This is a genomic window from Halomonas sp. MMH1-48 (genome assembly GCF_022348105.1).
Classification (GTDB): domain Bacteria; phylum Pseudomonadota; class Gammaproteobacteria; order Pseudomonadales; family Halomonadaceae; genus Vreelandella; species Vreelandella piezotolerans.
The window spans coordinates 115130-128869 of sequence record NZ_JAKRFL010000011.1 but is presented as its reverse complement, the minus strand read 5'-3'; the positions used below and the strand labels follow the sequence as shown (position 1 = coordinate 128869).

14 protein-coding genes and 1 riboswitch are annotated in these 13740 nt (G+C 62.0%); all 14 genes read right to left on the bottom strand.

The genetic code is table 11. The features are described 5' to 3' along the window. Positions 1-664 precede the first annotated feature (664 nt). Positions 665-1276 carry a cob(I)yrinic acid a,c-diamide adenosyltransferase gene (gene cobO / locus MHM37_RS11595; protein ID WP_239285984.1) on the bottom strand — a complete coding sequence of 204 codons (612 nt, stop codon included), beginning with the start codon at positions 1274-1276 and terminating at the stop codon, positions 665-667. Positions 1277-1316: 40 nt separating this feature from the next. Next, on the bottom strand, positions 1317-1757 hold the full coding sequence (locus MHM37_RS11590; protein WP_239285986.1) for a YtoQ family protein: 441 nt from the start codon (positions 1755-1757) through the stop codon (positions 1317-1319). A gap of 111 nt (positions 1758-1868) precedes the next feature. After that, positions 1869-3179: a cobyrinate a,c-diamide synthase gene (locus MHM37_RS11585; protein ID WP_239296740.1), complete on the bottom strand. Its 1311-nt coding sequence runs from the start codon at positions 3177-3179 to the stop codon at positions 1869-1871. Between the two features lie 14 nt (positions 3180-3193). Further along, entirely contained in the window at positions 3194-3982 is a 789-nt protein-coding gene (locus MHM37_RS11580; protein ID WP_239296739.1) for an ABC transporter ATP-binding protein, read from the bottom strand. Next, complete coding sequence (locus tag MHM37_RS11575) at positions 3982-4953, bottom strand: iron ABC transporter permease (RefSeq protein ID WP_239296738.1); 972 nt, start codon at positions 4951-4953, stop codon at positions 3982-3984. Before MHM37_RS11575 ends, MHM37_RS11580 begins: the two co-directional genes overlap by 1 nt. Then, positions 4953-5861 (bottom strand): cobalamin-binding protein, encoded by a 909-nt coding sequence (locus tag MHM37_RS11570; protein ID WP_139528227.1) that lies wholly within the window; start codon positions 5859-5861, stop codon positions 4953-4955. The genes MHM37_RS11575 and MHM37_RS11570 overlap by 1 nt, the downstream gene beginning before the upstream one ends. A gap of 4 nt (positions 5862-5865) precedes the next feature. Beyond that, positions 5866-7674 (bottom strand): TonB-dependent receptor, encoded by a 1809-nt coding sequence (locus MHM37_RS11565; RefSeq protein ID WP_239296737.1) that lies wholly within the window; start codon positions 7672-7674, stop codon positions 5866-5868. Positions 7675-7816: 142 nt separating this feature from the next. Further along, positions 7817-8066, bottom strand: a riboswitch (cobalamin riboswitch). A 20-nt stretch (positions 8067-8086) separates the two neighbouring features. Then, the gene (locus tag MHM37_RS11560; RefSeq protein WP_139528191.1) at positions 8087-8530 is read right to left on the bottom strand and encodes a bifunctional adenosylcobinamide kinase/adenosylcobinamide-phosphate guanylyltransferase; all 444 of its coding nucleotides are present in this window, start codon (positions 8528-8530) and stop codon (positions 8087-8089) included. Next, positions 8482-9135 (bottom strand): histidine phosphatase family protein, encoded by a 654-nt coding sequence (locus MHM37_RS11555; protein WP_139528192.1) that lies wholly within the window; start codon positions 9133-9135, stop codon positions 8482-8484. Before MHM37_RS11555 ends, MHM37_RS11560 begins: the two co-directional genes overlap by 49 nt. Continuing rightward, a complete protein-coding gene (gene cobS / locus MHM37_RS11550) occupies positions 9072-9848 on the bottom strand; it encodes an adenosylcobinamide-GDP ribazoletransferase (RefSeq protein WP_139528193.1) in 777 nt (258 codons plus the stop codon). The genes MHM37_RS11555 and cobS overlap by 64 nt, the downstream gene beginning before the upstream one ends. Then, entirely contained in the window at positions 9845-10408 is a 564-nt protein-coding gene (locus MHM37_RS11545; protein WP_139528194.1) for a bifunctional adenosylcobinamide kinase/adenosylcobinamide-phosphate guanylyltransferase, read from the bottom strand. The genes cobS and MHM37_RS11545 overlap by 4 nt, the downstream gene beginning before the upstream one ends. Next, positions 10392-11483 carry a threonine-phosphate decarboxylase CobD gene (cobD, locus tag MHM37_RS11540; protein ID WP_239296736.1) on the bottom strand — a complete coding sequence of 364 codons (1092 nt, stop codon included), beginning with the start codon at positions 11481-11483 and terminating at the stop codon, positions 10392-10394. Before cobD ends, MHM37_RS11545 begins: the two co-directional genes overlap by 17 nt. Further along, positions 11480-12475 carry an adenosylcobinamide-phosphate synthase CbiB gene (gene cbiB, locus MHM37_RS11535; protein ID WP_239296735.1) on the bottom strand — a complete coding sequence of 332 codons (996 nt, stop codon included), beginning with the start codon at positions 12473-12475 and terminating at the stop codon, positions 11480-11482. The genes cobD and cbiB overlap by 4 nt, the downstream gene beginning before the upstream one ends. Further along, positions 12472-13548, bottom strand: a complete 1077-nt coding sequence (gene cobT, locus MHM37_RS11530; RefSeq protein ID WP_239296734.1) for a nicotinate-nucleotide--dimethylbenzimidazole phosphoribosyltransferase — start codon at positions 13546-13548, stop codon at positions 12472-12474. Before cobT ends, cbiB begins: the two co-directional genes overlap by 4 nt. Positions 13549-13740 lie beyond the last annotated feature (192 nt).

Here is a 13740-nt window from a genome sequence, read left to right as displayed (position 1 = left end):
CACGCAACAAAATGCGACTCTAAAAGTCTGTGTAACCGCTCATCGATCAAAGCCGCGCCGACCAAGGCCGCGCCCCGATCGGTCTCCCCTTGAAATTCACCGAGGAACTGCGAGAAATACTCTACGTCCTCATCCCGCACTCGACTCTCCTTCTGCCCTTAACAGTGATTATACAGCCTTCTACATAACACAACTGAACGCACCAGCACGTTTATTGATGTTATATGGCCACCTCAACTATCCTAAATCACTGTTTCAAATTCAGCTATTTCGGGCATATGGCAGCATAACCAAAATTCGCGTGCCTGCTGCTTTTTACGATTTAATCATACTCTATTCATAAATTTGGCTTAGGTCACGCAGAATTTTGGGGAATTATGTTGGGTTAAGGGGTGGATAGTTTAGTGAGTTCGGCACTTGAGGTGGGTGGTTGCTTATAGCGTGGTGGATGGCGGCTAGCGCCGACTTCGCGGGTGCCTTCTTCGCTCGTTACTCTCGCTCAGTCGTTACGCCGCGCTACGGAGGGTTGGGCTATGTGGCTTTATATCATCGCGAGCAGAAGCTCCCTCCTACAACTTCAGGCCGCTATCAGCCATAGCGCAGAATAATGAGGGTGCGATTATCTGCCCCTCACCATTCCCCACTTACGCTTCTCCCCTGCCCCTTAAAGCTCAATCCCTTTCTGGGCTTTTATGCCTTGGTCTTTGAAGGCGTGTTTGACGACTTTCATTTCGGTGACGGTGTCGGCGAGGTCGATGAGGGGTTGGGGGGCGTAGCGGCCAGTGACGATGGCGTGTTGCATGGGGGGGCGGGCTTGCAGGTCGTCGAGGACCTGGTCCAAGTCGAGGTACTCGTAGCGCAGGGCGATGTTGAGTTCGTCGAGCAGTACCATGTGGTAGCTGTCGTCTTGGAGCATGCGCTTGGCTTGTTCCCAGGCGGCGTTGGCGGCGGCGACATCGCGTTCGCGGTCTTGGGTGTCCCAGGTGTAGCCTTCGCCCATCACGTGGTAGTCCACGTTGGGCAGGTTGCGGAAGAAGGCTTCTTCGCCGGTACTAAACGCGCCCTTGATGAACTGCACCACGCCAACCTTCATGCCGTGGCCCAGAGCGCGGGCGAGCATGCCAAAACCGGAGCTGCTTTTGCCCTTGCCGGGGCCGGTGAGTACCAGCAAGATGCCCTGCTCTTTATCGGCGCGGGCGATGCGCTCGTTCATGATTTTTTGCTTGGCCGCCATGCGCTGGGCATGGCGTTCCGGGGTTTTGGCATTGTCGCGCATGGGGTCTCCTTGGGGTGTTCTATCTTTTACGATCTAAGTTTTATGCTTTCAGCACGTAGCGCAGAGTTTCCACGACCTGATCGGTGGTGGTGCACCAGGCTTGCGCTTGGGCGTCGACTTCTTTCAGCGGGTGAACAATGTCTTCGCTGTGCAGCGTGATGTAGGGCTTGGCGAGTGCCGCGCAGTAGCCTGCGTCAAAGGCGGCGTTCCACTGTTTGTACTTGTCGCCAAAGCGCACCACCACTAAATCTGCCTGCTCAATCATCGTGCGGGTGCGGATGGCGTTCACTTTGGAAGACTGGTGGTCGCGCCAGAAGCCGTTGTCCGGTTTGCCCAGATGGTCGCCTGCGGCATCAGAGGCGTCGTGGTCGGTCACCGGGGCGGTGAAGACGACGTCCAGGCCCGCCGCTTCTGCGCCGCGCTGAATCTCTTCACGCCAGTCGGTGTGAATCTCGCCGGAAAGGTAGACGTAAAAGCTCATGGTAGCTCCTTTAGGGTTGGGGAGTGTCTCGCCGCTCTATGATAGCCCACTGCTGCTTTATGGAAAAACCTTCCATATTTTTCGGCTAATAGCTGCGCGCTCCCCTGCCCGTTACTCCGCGAGGTGAATTGGTTGGCCGGTGAAAATATCCGCCACCAGCCTGGGCGCTGAGGGGAAGTAGCCATGGAAGTAGCTGGCTACCAGCGCGCCATCACGGTAGATAGGTTCGGCTTCGCTACCGGCCAATTTGCGGGTGCGGGCCAACGGCTGCATGGCGGTTTCCAGCAGCGAGTGGTGGTAGGTGTGGCCGCGTAGTTCGCCGCGTTGGCTGTGTAGGCTTTGTAGGCCTAGCGCTGTCAGCTTACCGGCCATTTTGGCGGTGCCGGGCAGCAGCCCTAGCATGGCGTGGGCGCTGCCTTCGCCATCGATTAATTGCTCTACACAGCTCATGAGCCCGCCGCACTCTGCCAAAATGGGTTTGCCTGCTCGGTGGTGAGCGCTGATCGCCTCGCGCATGGGCTGGTTGGCGCTGAAGCGGGCGGCGTGCAGTTCTGGGTAGCCGCCGGGCAGCCAGAGCGCGTCGCATTCGGGCAGTGCGGAATCGTTGAGCGGTGAGAAGAAGTGCAGCGTCGCGCCCATCTCTTCTAATACATCGAGATTTGCGCGGTAGATAAATGCGAAGGCGTCGTCTTTGGCGATGGCGATACGCACGCCGCGCAAATAGTCCAGTGCAGGCGTGGGGGCGTCAGCACTTAGCGATACCTCTTTAGGCAGACGACCTAGCCCAGCTTCTTCTAACACCTTGGCGGCGGCGTCTAGCTGGGCATCCAGGCCGCTGAGCTCACTGGCTTGCACCAGGCCCAAGTGGCGGTCGGGGATTTTCATCGCGTCCTGACGGGGAATTGCGCCCAGCAGCGCAATGCCTTCCGGCATGCTCTCATTCAGCAGCTTGCCGTGGCCGGGGCTGCCGATGCGGTTGGCGATCACTTCGTGAATGGCGAGGTCGGGGTGGTAGTTGGCCAGGCCTTGGGCCACCGCGCCAAAGGTTTGCGCCATGCCCCAGGCATCGATCACCGGCAGCGCGGGGATGCCCGCAAGAATGGCTAAGTCCGCACTGGAGGGCGAGCCATCGAATAGCCCCATGGAGCCTTCCACCAAAATCACGTCGGCTTCTTGGGCGGCTTTGGCTAAGCGCCAGCGGCACTCATGCTCTCCGGTCATCCAGGGGTGAAGCTGATACACCGGCTGACTGGAAGCGACTTCTTGCACCATGGGGTCTAGGTAGTCGGGGCCGTGCTTGAAGACCCGCACGGTGCGCCCGGCATTACGGTGCAGCCGCGCCAGCGCCGCCGTGACCATGGATTTGCCCTGGCCCGAACCGGGGGCGCTGATGAGCGCTGCGTTTGCTTTACCTTGCAACATGTCTCTTCCTTAAATCACTCATGGTCGGTAAGGGGTGCCTGGATGGGCACAAACACCGGCGCACCATCCACATCTACCGTGGCCAGCCGTTGTTGGTAGAGCCGTTCTAGGGCGCTGGGCACCAGCATGGTGTCTCGTGGGCCCCAGCAAGCTTCACCGCTGGGGTAAAGCAGCAGAATGTGGTCGCACCAGCGGGCGGCTAAATTCAAATCGTGCAGGCACATCATCACCGCGCTGCCCTGGGCGGCCTGCTCGGCCATTAGTGCCATCACCGCGCTTTGGTGGTGTAAATCCAGGTGGTTGGTGGGTTCGTCCGCCAGCCAGATGTTGGGCGCTTGGGTGAGCACCGTCGCCATGGCTACCCGCTGGCGTTCACCTCCGGAAAGCGTGCTGACCAAGCGGTGGCGAAGATGAGCAACATCCAGCGCTTCCAGGGCGGCCTCGGCGCGGGCGTAGTCGTCGGCCCCTTCCATCTGCCACAGGGAAAGGTAGGGGTGGCGGCCTATCAGCGCGGTCTCCAGCACCGTGGCGGGAAAGCCGTCTAGCCGCTCTTGAAACACTAGCCCTAAATGCTGGGCCACTTGCCGCCTGCGCAGTTGGCCAAGCGGTTTGTCGCCGACCAGCACCTGACCGGACCGGGGGGCGTTCAGCCCCGCCAGCGTATGCAACAGCGTGGTTTTACCCGCCCCGTTGGGGCCAAGCACGCCCCACACCTGCCCTGGCTCGATGGTGAGATTCAGCGCCGTGCCTGCACTGCGCCCCGGCACGTTGATGATCAGGTCTTGGGTCGCCAAGCGGGTCATCAGCGGCTCCGGTAGAGCAAAAAGAGGAAGGTGGGCACGCCCAGCAGCGCGGTGATCACCCCGACGGGGAGCTGCTCGGGGGCAATCATCGTCCGCGCTAGGGTATCGGCCAGTACTAGCAGCGTGCCGCCTGCCAACGCGCAGGCGGGTAGAATCAAGCGCTGGTCGTTGCCGAGCAGCAGGCGCAGCATATGGGGCACTACCAGCCCTACAAACCCAATGCTGCCTGCGGTGGTCACGGCGGCGGCGGTCAACAGGCTGGCGGCAATGTAAATGCCCCACTCCAGCGGGCGAACATCCACGCCCAGAGCGGCGGCCTGCTGGGGGCCACGGGCCAGCACGTTAAGGCTTCGCCCCAGCGGTATCAGCAATACACAGGTGGCGATTAATAGCAGCAGCGGCGGCCACGGCGTGCGGGCGTAGGATAAATCCCCCATCAGCCAGTAGAGCATGCCCGGCAGCCGCTCGGCGGGGCTTAGCGCGAGCATCAGGGTAATCACCGCGCCCCACCCCGCGGCCACGACCACGCCAGTGAGCAACAGCCTTGAAGGCGTCCAGCCGCCGCTACCGTGGGCTAGGCCAAATACTAAAAACGTGGAGAACAGCGCGCCTAAAAACGCCGAACCCGAAATAATCACACCGCCCATCCCGACCAGCATGGCCGCCAGCGCACCGATGGATGCCCCGCCGGATAGCCCCAGCACGTAGGGGTCGGCCAGCGGGTTACGCAGCAGCACCTGCATTAGCGCACCGGCCACCGCCAACAGCCCGCCCACCGCAAAGGCGGAAAGCGCCCGTGGCAAGCGAAGCTCGATCACCATGGTGCGCGCCAGCGCATCGCCCTGGCCCTGCACCACCGCCCAGAGCTGCGCTGCCGAAAGCTGCGCGCTACCCACCGCCAGAGAAAACAGCATGGCGGCCACGGCGATCAGCGCCAGCAGGCCAAGGGGTTGCCACAGGCGCATTACCATCAAGACCCCCTGCGCTTTTGGCGGGTGTGTTCGAGCTTTTCACACAGAATCTGTGCGCCTTCCAGCAGGCGCGGCGTGGGCCGCTGAATTAAGGAAGGCGGCACGAAATAGAGGTTACCGGCGTCCACGGCGGCAAGGTTGGGGTACTGCTCCCAGTGGGTGAGCCAGTCGCGGTTCTCCTCCCCCATGCCTCCGGCAATGATGGCGTCGGGGTTGGCCGCAAGCACGGCTTCATCGTCTAAACGCGGTACTAATCGGTGCTGATCGCCAAAGACGTTTTCGCCGCCGCACAATTGCACCACTTGCCCAATCAGGTGGTCGTCATTGACGCTCATCAACGGCTCGTCCCACACCTGATAAAACGTCGCCACAGGGTCACGCTCGCTATAGCGGGCGGTAAGCGCGGCCATGCCCTCTCTGAACTCATTGGCCGCCTGTTTGCCTACCGGTTCGGTACCGGCCAGGCGGGCAAGCCGCTCGATGGTGTCAGCCACCGCCTCGACGCTGCGCGGCTCGATATAAAATACCGGCATGCCCAGCGCTTCGAGGGTATCCATTTGCTCGGCGGGGTTCCCCGTTACCCAGCCGATGACTAAATCCGGGGCAAGCCCTACCAGGGCTTCCAAATCGATTCGGGTGTGGCTACCCACCGAGGCCACGTCCTTTGCTTCCGGCGGGTAGTCGCTATAACTCACCACGGCCACCACCTGATCCCCAGCGCCAGCGGCGTAGGTCAGTTCCGTGGCACCGGGTGAAAGCGTGGCGATGCGGTTGGCCGAGGCATGTAAGCACACTTCCCGACCACGGTCATCGACCGCGCAGCGGCTGGGGTTGTCGGCATGAAGCGGGGTGGCAATGCCGCTACCCAGCCATAGGAAAGCGGCGCCCAAGGCGCCGCCGAACTGCATGAATTTATTGGCCAAAGTGAACACTCAAGAATCCTGCTCGGCCCGCGTTGATGTAGTCGGCACCGTCAAACGAGCGCGTGGTGACATAGTCTTGATCCAGCACGTTCTCTAACGTTACCCGAGCGCTCCACAGCGGCGCAAACTGCCAGCCTGCACGCAGGTTCACCAAACCGTACCCGCTCAGGCGATCTTCGTTGGCCGCATCACGGTAGCGATGGTTTTGCGCGACCCAAGAGCCGCCCAGGGACCAATCACCCAGCTCGCGGTCGACGTCCAGGCGCAAGCTTTGCGAGGCACGGTTTTGCAGGCGTTTGCCGGTCAAGCGGTTTTCGGGGTCGGTGTAGGTCAGCGCGGCGGCCAGCGTCCACTCGTTCACGTCGACACCCGCGCTAAGCTCTGCTCCACGAATGCGCGTTTCCGGCACGTTGAACTGTAACCCTTGGCCCGCAATCAAGTTGTCGATATCGGTTTGGTAAAGCGCCGCATCCCAGAACCAGCGGGCATACTGGCCACGCACGCCGACTTCGATCGACTCGGAGGTTTCCGACGCCAAGTCCGGGTTACCAAAACCAGGGAAATAAAGCTGGTTGTAGGTTGGTGCGTTGAACGCCGTGCCGTAGTTGGCGCGCAGCGTGTGGTGGCCATCCACGTCATACCCGATCCCGACGCTGCCCGTCACCTCGTCGCCGTAGGACTCGTTGTCATCAAAGCGAAGGCTGCCTTGAAGCGTGAAGGGAGAGAAATCCAGCAGCGCCTGGGTGAAGATGGCCGCGTTGCTGCGACTGGTTTCGTCGTAGGCGGTGGTACTGTCTACCCGGTCTTCGCTGTACTCGGCCCCGGCGACCACTTCGTGGGCGCCCACGGTCACGGTGTTCTCCCAGCGCGCCGTGCGTATTTTGGTATTGAACGAGGTATCGCCAAAATCAGCGACGTTATCGCTTTCGTCCCGCGATTCGCTGAGCGTCAAGCGGCTGCGCCAGCTGTCGGTAATCGGCAGCTCGCCATACACGCCCGCGACCTGCTGAACGAAGTCATTTTCCCCGCCATCATACTCGTTATGCCCACGGGCACGCAGCGCCAATACGCCTGCTTCGGCACCGTTCGCGAAGGTGTGCGACACGCGCGCCAGCGCGGAGGTGTTGTCGTAGCCTTTGTCGTCGCCATTACGACGCACTGGCTGGCCGTCGGTATTGAAGTGGCTGCCAGAAAAGCTGTAACGCGTGCCGCCCTCTTTACCGCTGACGCCTGCGCTCAGCCGCTGGGTGTTGAACGAGCCGCCGCCTACGGAAATACGCGGCTGCGGGCCTTCGTCTTCACCCTGTGGGGTAAACAACTGTATGACGCCGCCCATGGCGTCGGCCCCGTAAAGGCTGCCGCGAGGACCGCGCACGATTTCGGCACGCTCGAACATGCGTGGCTCCAAATATTGCCAAGCGGCCCCGCCGCTGGTAGCCGAGCGCAAACGGATACCATCGATCATCAGGACATTCTGCGCGCTGCCCGTGCCGCGAATGAAGACGCTGCTATTCTTGCCGAAGCTACCGTTACTGGAAACGTCCACGCCCGGCTGGCCACGCAGCAGGTCGGTGATACTGACGGGGTCTTGGCGGCGCAGCGCGGCCTCGTCGATTACCGTGACCGACGAGAGGCTTTCATTAGCGGTGCGCGGAGCGAGTGCGGCCGTGACCACGACGGGATTCAGCGTGTTGGAGGCCGTCGCGGTGGCCGATGCGCTTTGCGCCTGAACGGCCAGCGGTAGCGCGGCCATGGTAAACGCCGCAAGCGTTGCGGGGGTATGAAAACGATTGAACATGGTGGGTCCCTTGCTCGCTGTGCTCACCCGCACAGCGTATTTTTTAGTGACCGGGCAGGGGCACACAAGGGAAATCCGTGGCAGAGCGCCACGTAACGTCACCCTGTACATGCCCTCCGCATGCCGGTAATCCGTGGCTTTCTTCAAGCCATCACTCTTAGGCCGGTCTCCGGGCTGACGAGCGAAAGAGGGGCGCTTTACCTAAGCGCCGACCCTTTTCCGAACGACCACCTTCCCATGCCAAGGCACAGTGGCGTCTCTAGCCGTTCTTGTCTCGATCACCGTTGCGGGGGCAGCGTTGGATTGACACAGCCATGACATGACCATGTTCACCAACTTCCCGTTTAACTGATGGCGGTTACGCCACCAGCACCTGAGAGTGTGCGTAAACTAGCAACTTGTTAGGGGGTGGTCAATTTGCTGACGCGCCTTTCAGCGCTTGTACCAAGCCGTGGCGCACGTACCACACCTGCTCGGCGTGAGCGGCGGCGTCCTGGGTGAACCAGCCGCTCAAATCCCGCAGGCGGCGCTGGTGGCGGGCCACTGGGACGAGGCCACGCCCCAACTCATTGGCAATGATCACCAGCGCGACGTTCTCTGCAGCGGCGGCTTGCTCGAGGCGCTGTAAATCTTCCCGCCACTGGGCGCGCCACTCGTCGCTGCTGATGTCGGAGTCCAGCACCGCGGTCAGCCATTCAAATAAGCCATGTAACACCAGTGGCGTGTTGGGCAACATGACGTGAGAGACCTCGTGAAGACGCTGGCCAGGCGCTAGGCGCCACCACACCGCGCCGGGAAAGCGTTGTTTTACTGCGTCGCGCTTACCTGCGCTGGCACCGCCAATGAACAGTTGCATTGCCATTCTCCTTTTCCGTCCTCACCTGCTTGATACGCGAGCTGCCAGCGCCGTCCCTGGGCTTGATGCACGATTCCCTGCCAAAAATCGAGGGTTTCGAAACGGCGGCGCAATTCACGAATCACGCCGCCGTGGGTCACTACCAACACTTTTCGATAGCCGTGTTGCCGAGTATGTTCCGCAACATCGTCGAGCCAGGCATCCAGCCGTTCGCGCAGTTGGCCAGAGGATTCGCCACCGGGAATTTGTAGCTCTCCGGCGCTATCGATCCAGGCACGATAGTGCGGTAGTTCTTTTAATTCATCGTAAACCTTGCCTTCGTACTCGCCAAAATCGAGTTCCCGTAAGCGCCGTTCGGCGTAGACGGGAACCCCCGGCTTGGCCGCCTGGGACCAGGCCAGGGTTTCTTGGCAGCGGCCTAGGTCGCTGGCGTAAATGGCGTCGAAACGCTCATCGGCCAGGGCCGCGCGCAACGCTAACAGCCCCTCCTCCGCCTCAGGAAACAGCAGCGGAATATCCCGCTGGCCCTGGTAACGGCGCTCTAGATTCCAGGCGGTGATACCGTGACGAACTGCCACCAGCTCCACATTAAGATCAGTAGCCAAAGCTCTCCTCCTTCGATGGTGGCGCCGACCATATCGCCGTTGATGCCGTTAAACGAGCGCAGCAGTGCTCTGCGCACCAGCGCTACCCAACACGCCAGCGCTGCCAGCCACAGCGCGGCTAACGGCCAGAGCATGGCGAGCGGGATCAGCGGCAGGAGCGCCACGCCTACATCGCGGCGTCCCAACGACTGCTGCCAGCTCCAAGCCAGGCCGCGCGAGTGGGCGCATGGGGTCAGCACGAGCAGCGCGACGCCCGCCCAGCGCCCCAGTGCGGGTACTACCGCAAGCCACCACAGCGGCGCGTGATACAGCAGCAGCGCCCAGAGCAGCACGCCCTTCCAGGCCAGCAAAAACAGCAGCGCCAGCATGCCGAAGCTGCCGATTTGCGGGTCTTTCATGATATCCCAGCGCCGCTGCAACGGCTGGTTGCTGCCCAGCGCATCGGCCAGGTCCATCACGCCATCCAGGTGTAGTCCACCCGTGAGCCCCACCCACACGCTGAGCAGTACCAGCGCACTGATGGGCGTGGGCGTTTGTGCGTGCTCTAACAGTAACGCGGCCAACGCGAGCAAACCGCCGATCAGCAGGCCAACGAGCGGATAGGCACGAATGGCCCAACGGCGGGTGGCGGGCGTCCAGGGGCACGCCACCGGAATGGGTAACCGTGTCAAAAATTGCAGGGCCAGCAGCCCACCATAAAGGACGTTGTTCACGTATTGGCGCCCGCTTTCCACTCGATGCCCTGGCCTGCGACCACCTCGATCACGCTATCGGACTCGACGGCTAGCCAGCGGTGCAGCATTTGTAAAAACTCGACATAACGCTGCGTATGGGTGTCGTTAGGCAATGGCGCTTCGTTGAGATCATTGGAGACGACGACGAGGGTAATGTGTCGCGCCCGGGCATCTTGCAAACAGCGCACCAACAGTGAAAACCCTTCGGTGGTAGAGAGCGGTGCGTGCGCGTCGTCGGCATCGAACATCACTTGGCTGGCCCAGAGTGTGAGACAATCGAGCAAGGCGGCATGCCCGTTGGGCACTCGAGCGATGGCTTGGTCGATGGCCAGCGGTGCCTCCAGCGTTACCCACGAATCAGGCACACCCTGGGCATCCCGATCGGCTCGATGGAGGGCGACCCGCTCAGCCATCTCGTCGTCGTATACGTTAGCGGTCGCCACGTAAAAACACGGTTGACCGTTGGCAGCTTGCAGCACGTACTGTTCAGCAACGTGACTCTTACCGGAGCGCGCGCCCCCACTAACGAACACAATCATGTAACACCTTTAACAATCGATCATTTGCCGAACCATCGCGCACTGCCAGCCGCAACCAATTACCGTCGAGCGCTGCAAAGCTGTAGGTATGTCGCGCCAGCATACCGTGATGCAGCAAGCGTTCAAGCAGCAGCGCGCTGGAAAGCCCGCGCTGGCACAACGCTGGTCCCGGCCGCACCAGATAAAAGCAGCTATGGCTGGGCACGACATCTAGCCCCGCGTGTGTCAGCGCTTGGCCCAAACGCGGCTGTTCCCGCGCCAACCACTGCCGCGTGCGCAGGGCAAAGGCCGTATCCGCCAACAGCGGTGCCACAAGCTCGGCGGCAAGATGATTGACGCTCCAGGGCGGCTGATGGCGTGCCAGAGCGGCAACGTGCTCGGCACTCGCCAGCACGTACCCCAGGCGCAGCCCGGGCAGGGTGTAAAACTTGGTCATGGAACGCAGCAGTATTAGCTGCGGGTAGCGCGCCAACAGCGGCGTGAGCGGCTCGGCATCGAGGGCGAGATCGATGAACGCTTCATCCACCACCAGTGTTGACGTAGCGGGCATACGTGAGAGCATACGCTCGATCTCCACGGCGTTGACCAGCGTGCCGGTGGGATTGTTGGGGCGGCAGAGAAAGATCACATCCGCCTGTGTGACAGGCTCGTCCAACGCTGCCGTTTGTAGGCCGAAACGGGGGGCCTCTAGGGCATGCTCCGTTACCACTAACCGATGCGCGGCACAGGCTCTGGCATATTCGCCAAAGGTTGGCGTCACGATCAGCCCGCGCTGGCCTGCATGAAGGGCAGCGGCCAAAAAAATGGCGTCTGCTCCGCCGTTGGTGAGCAGTACTTGCTCCGGCGCCACGCCTTCGTGTTCGGCAATGGCACGCCGCGCGGCGCGGTAGCTGGGTTCCGGGTAGCGGCTTAACCCACTAATACATTCAACCAACCAATCCGCCACCCAGGGCGGCGGCCCCAGCGGGTTGAGGTTCGCGCTCACATCCTCGAACGAGTGATCCGCAGGTAACCTAAAGCGTTTGAGCAGCGCCGCTGCGTCGCCGCCGTGGTCGGGCCAGGGAGCCGTGGTCATTGCAGCCCCCAGAGAAACGCTAAGAGCACGAGGAATGCGAAAAACAGCAGCCACCCGCCGTGCATCAGCCGTAACGTCAGGGAAATATGCGCCACGGAGAGCGGTATTTGCCCGCTCCCCAGCGTTGCCCGGTGGGAGACCACGCCCTGATACATATTCGTGCCGCCTAGCTGCACGCCCAGCAGATTCGCCACCATCGCTTCCGGCCACCCGGCGTTGGGGCTGGGGTGGCGCGGCGCTTCCCGGCAGGTGGCGGCCAGCGCCCCCCACCAACTTGATACGGTGGCGCCTCGCCCTATCAAGCCGCTGCCCGCCAGCCATAAACAGAGCGCCGTCAGCCGGGCGGGCAGCCAGTTGGCGATATCGTCGAGTTTGGCGGACGCATAGCCGAAATCCCCGTAGCGCGCGTTGCGATAGCCCACCATGGAATCGAGGGTGTTGATCGCTTTGTACGCCAGCGCCAGGGGCACGCCGCCGATAACGGCAAACAGCAGCGGCGAGGTAATGCCATCCACGGTGTTCTCGGCAACGGTCTCGACCGCCCCCCGGGTAATCTCGGCTTCATCGAGCGAATCGGTATCGCGGCCGACCACCATCGAAAGCGCATGACGAGCGGTAGGCAGATCCCCTCGGGCGAGCGGTTGGGCAATGGCGTTTCCGGCCTCGGCGAGCCCTTTGATGGCCAGCGTGGTGGCGAGCAGCCAAAGCTCGGCGGCGAGGCCTAGCCAGGGGTGAAGCTGAGTCAGCAGTGCCAACACCAGCCAAGTGGCAGTGAACGTTCCCAGGACGCTCACTGCCGTCAGTAAAAAGCCCATGGCACGGCGACGCTGGGCACTGCCTCGGTTCCAGCGCCGTTCTAGCGCGCTGATCCCCCGACCGATGAGCACCACCGGATGCGGCAGCACGCGCGGGTCGCCCACGATGAGATCGACGACGATGGCCAGCGCGACCAGCGCCACCGAGGCGGACAGCCAACTGCTAAGCGGGCTCATACTCCGCTGCTGCTCACGCCCGCCTTGTCAAAGGTGGCCATGTCGCTGAGCATCGAGGCAGCGGCCTGTATGAGCGGGAACGCCAGCGCAGCGCCGCTGCCTTCCCCCAAGCGCATACCCAGTGCCAGAAGCGGCTCGGCGTCGAGAGCCGCCAGCGCCGTGGCATGGCCCGGCTCTTCGGAGCGATGACCAAAAATGAGATAGCCGCGCGCCTCGGGGCAAAGGCAACACGCCGTTAACGCAGCGACGGTGGCGATGAAACCATCGACGATGGCGGGTAGCCGGTGGGCGGCTGCGGCCAAATAGGCGCCCGTCATGGCGGCCATCTCCAGCCCGCCGAGTTTGCTGAGTACGTCTAACGGATCGTCGGCGTGGGCTTGGCGGGCGCGTAGCGCCTGCTCGATCACCGACACTTTATGCGCCTGCTGGGCGCTGCTTATCCCGGTCCCCGCGCCGACCACCGTCGCCACCGGCACCTGGGTGAGCGCCGCGAGCATGGCGCTGCTGGCGGTGGTGTTGGCAATGCCCATTTCACCGACGATGATGCTTTTCGCCCCCTGCACCACCAGGCGCTCTACCGTGTCGGCACCTACGCCGATGGCGCGCTGGGCTTCTCCCTGGCTCATCGCGTCTTCCCGCACCATGTTCGCCGTACCGGCGCGCACCTTGGCATCGACCACGCTGGGCAGGGCAAGCGGTGACGCCACCCCCACATCGACCACGTCGACCTGAGCGCCTATCTGACGCGCGAAGACATTGATGGCCGCGCCTCCCTGGGCGAAATTCGCCACCATTTGAGCGGTCACTTCCTGGGGAAACGCCGAGACGCCCTCGTCGGCCACGCCGTGGTCGGCGGCAAACACGGCAACACCAGGCGGAGAGACGAGCGGAGTGCGCTGTCCGGTAATGGCACTCAACTGAATGGCGAGCGTTTCGAGCCTGCCTAAACTGCCGGGAGGTTTGGTCAGCGTGTCGAGATACGCGCGAGTACGCTCACCCTCGGCGTTATCTACGGCGCGAATGCGCGCCAGAAGTGACTGAAGTCGCTGTTCAGCGCTCGGCTCGTTGTCCATCACAATTCTCCACAGGCAGGTGGCGCAAAATGGTAGCAAAACCAGGGCTGCTATACTTGCGCTTTAACCATGAAACAGGCGCTTGCAAGCCACTTTTATCCATCATTCATCAAAGCATCATCTTCAACGGTGATGGTCGTCACTCATCAGAGTAATAAAACTACAACTTAAGCTATAAATAGCGATTTTATT

Bases quoted from the DNA above. Each gene is read 5' to 3' on its own strand.
- cobO (WP_239285984.1), bottom strand. From the start codon at position 1,276: ATGCGCGACAATGCCAAAACCCCGGAACGCCATGCCCAGCGCATGGCG.
- cobD (WP_239296736.1), bottom strand. From the start codon at position 11,483: ATGACCACGGCTCCCTGGCCCGACCACGGCGGCGACGCAGCGGCGCTG.
- MHM37_RS11565 (WP_239296737.1), bottom strand. From the start codon at position 7,674: ATGTTCAATCGTTTTCATACCCCCGCAACGCTTGCGGCGTTTACCATG.
- cobT (WP_239296734.1), bottom strand. From the start codon at position 13,548: ATGGACAACGAGCCGAGCGCTGAACAGCGACTTCAGTCACTTCTGGCG.
- cbiB (WP_239296735.1), bottom strand. From the start codon at position 12,475: ATGAGCCCGCTTAGCAGTTGGCTGTCCGCCTCGGTGGCGCTGGTCGCG.
- MHM37_RS11570 (WP_139528227.1), bottom strand. From the start codon at position 5,861: ATGCAGTTCGGCGGCGCCTTGGGCGCCGCTTTCCTATGGCTGGGTAGC.
- MHM37_RS11545 (WP_139528194.1), bottom strand. From the start codon at position 10,408: ATGATTGTGTTCGTTAGTGGGGGCGCGCGCTCCGGTAAGAGTCACGTT.
- MHM37_RS11585 (WP_239296740.1), bottom strand. From the start codon at position 3,179: ATGTTGCAAGGTAAAGCAAACGCAGCGCTCATCAGCGCCCCCGGTTCG.
- MHM37_RS11575 (WP_239296738.1), bottom strand. From the start codon at position 4,953: ATGGTAATGCGCCTGTGGCAACCCCTTGGCCTGCTGGCGCTGATCGCC.
- MHM37_RS11590 (WP_239285986.1), bottom strand. From the start codon at position 1,757: ATGAGCTTTTACGTCTACCTTTCCGGCGAGATTCACACCGACTGGCGT.
- MHM37_RS11560 (WP_139528191.1), bottom strand. From the start codon at position 8,530: ATGCAACTGTTCATTGGCGGTGCCAGCGCAGGTAAGCGCGACGCAGTA.
- MHM37_RS11580 (WP_239296739.1), bottom strand. From the start codon at position 3,982: ATGACCCGCTTGGCGACCCAAGACCTGATCATCAACGTGCCGGGGCGC.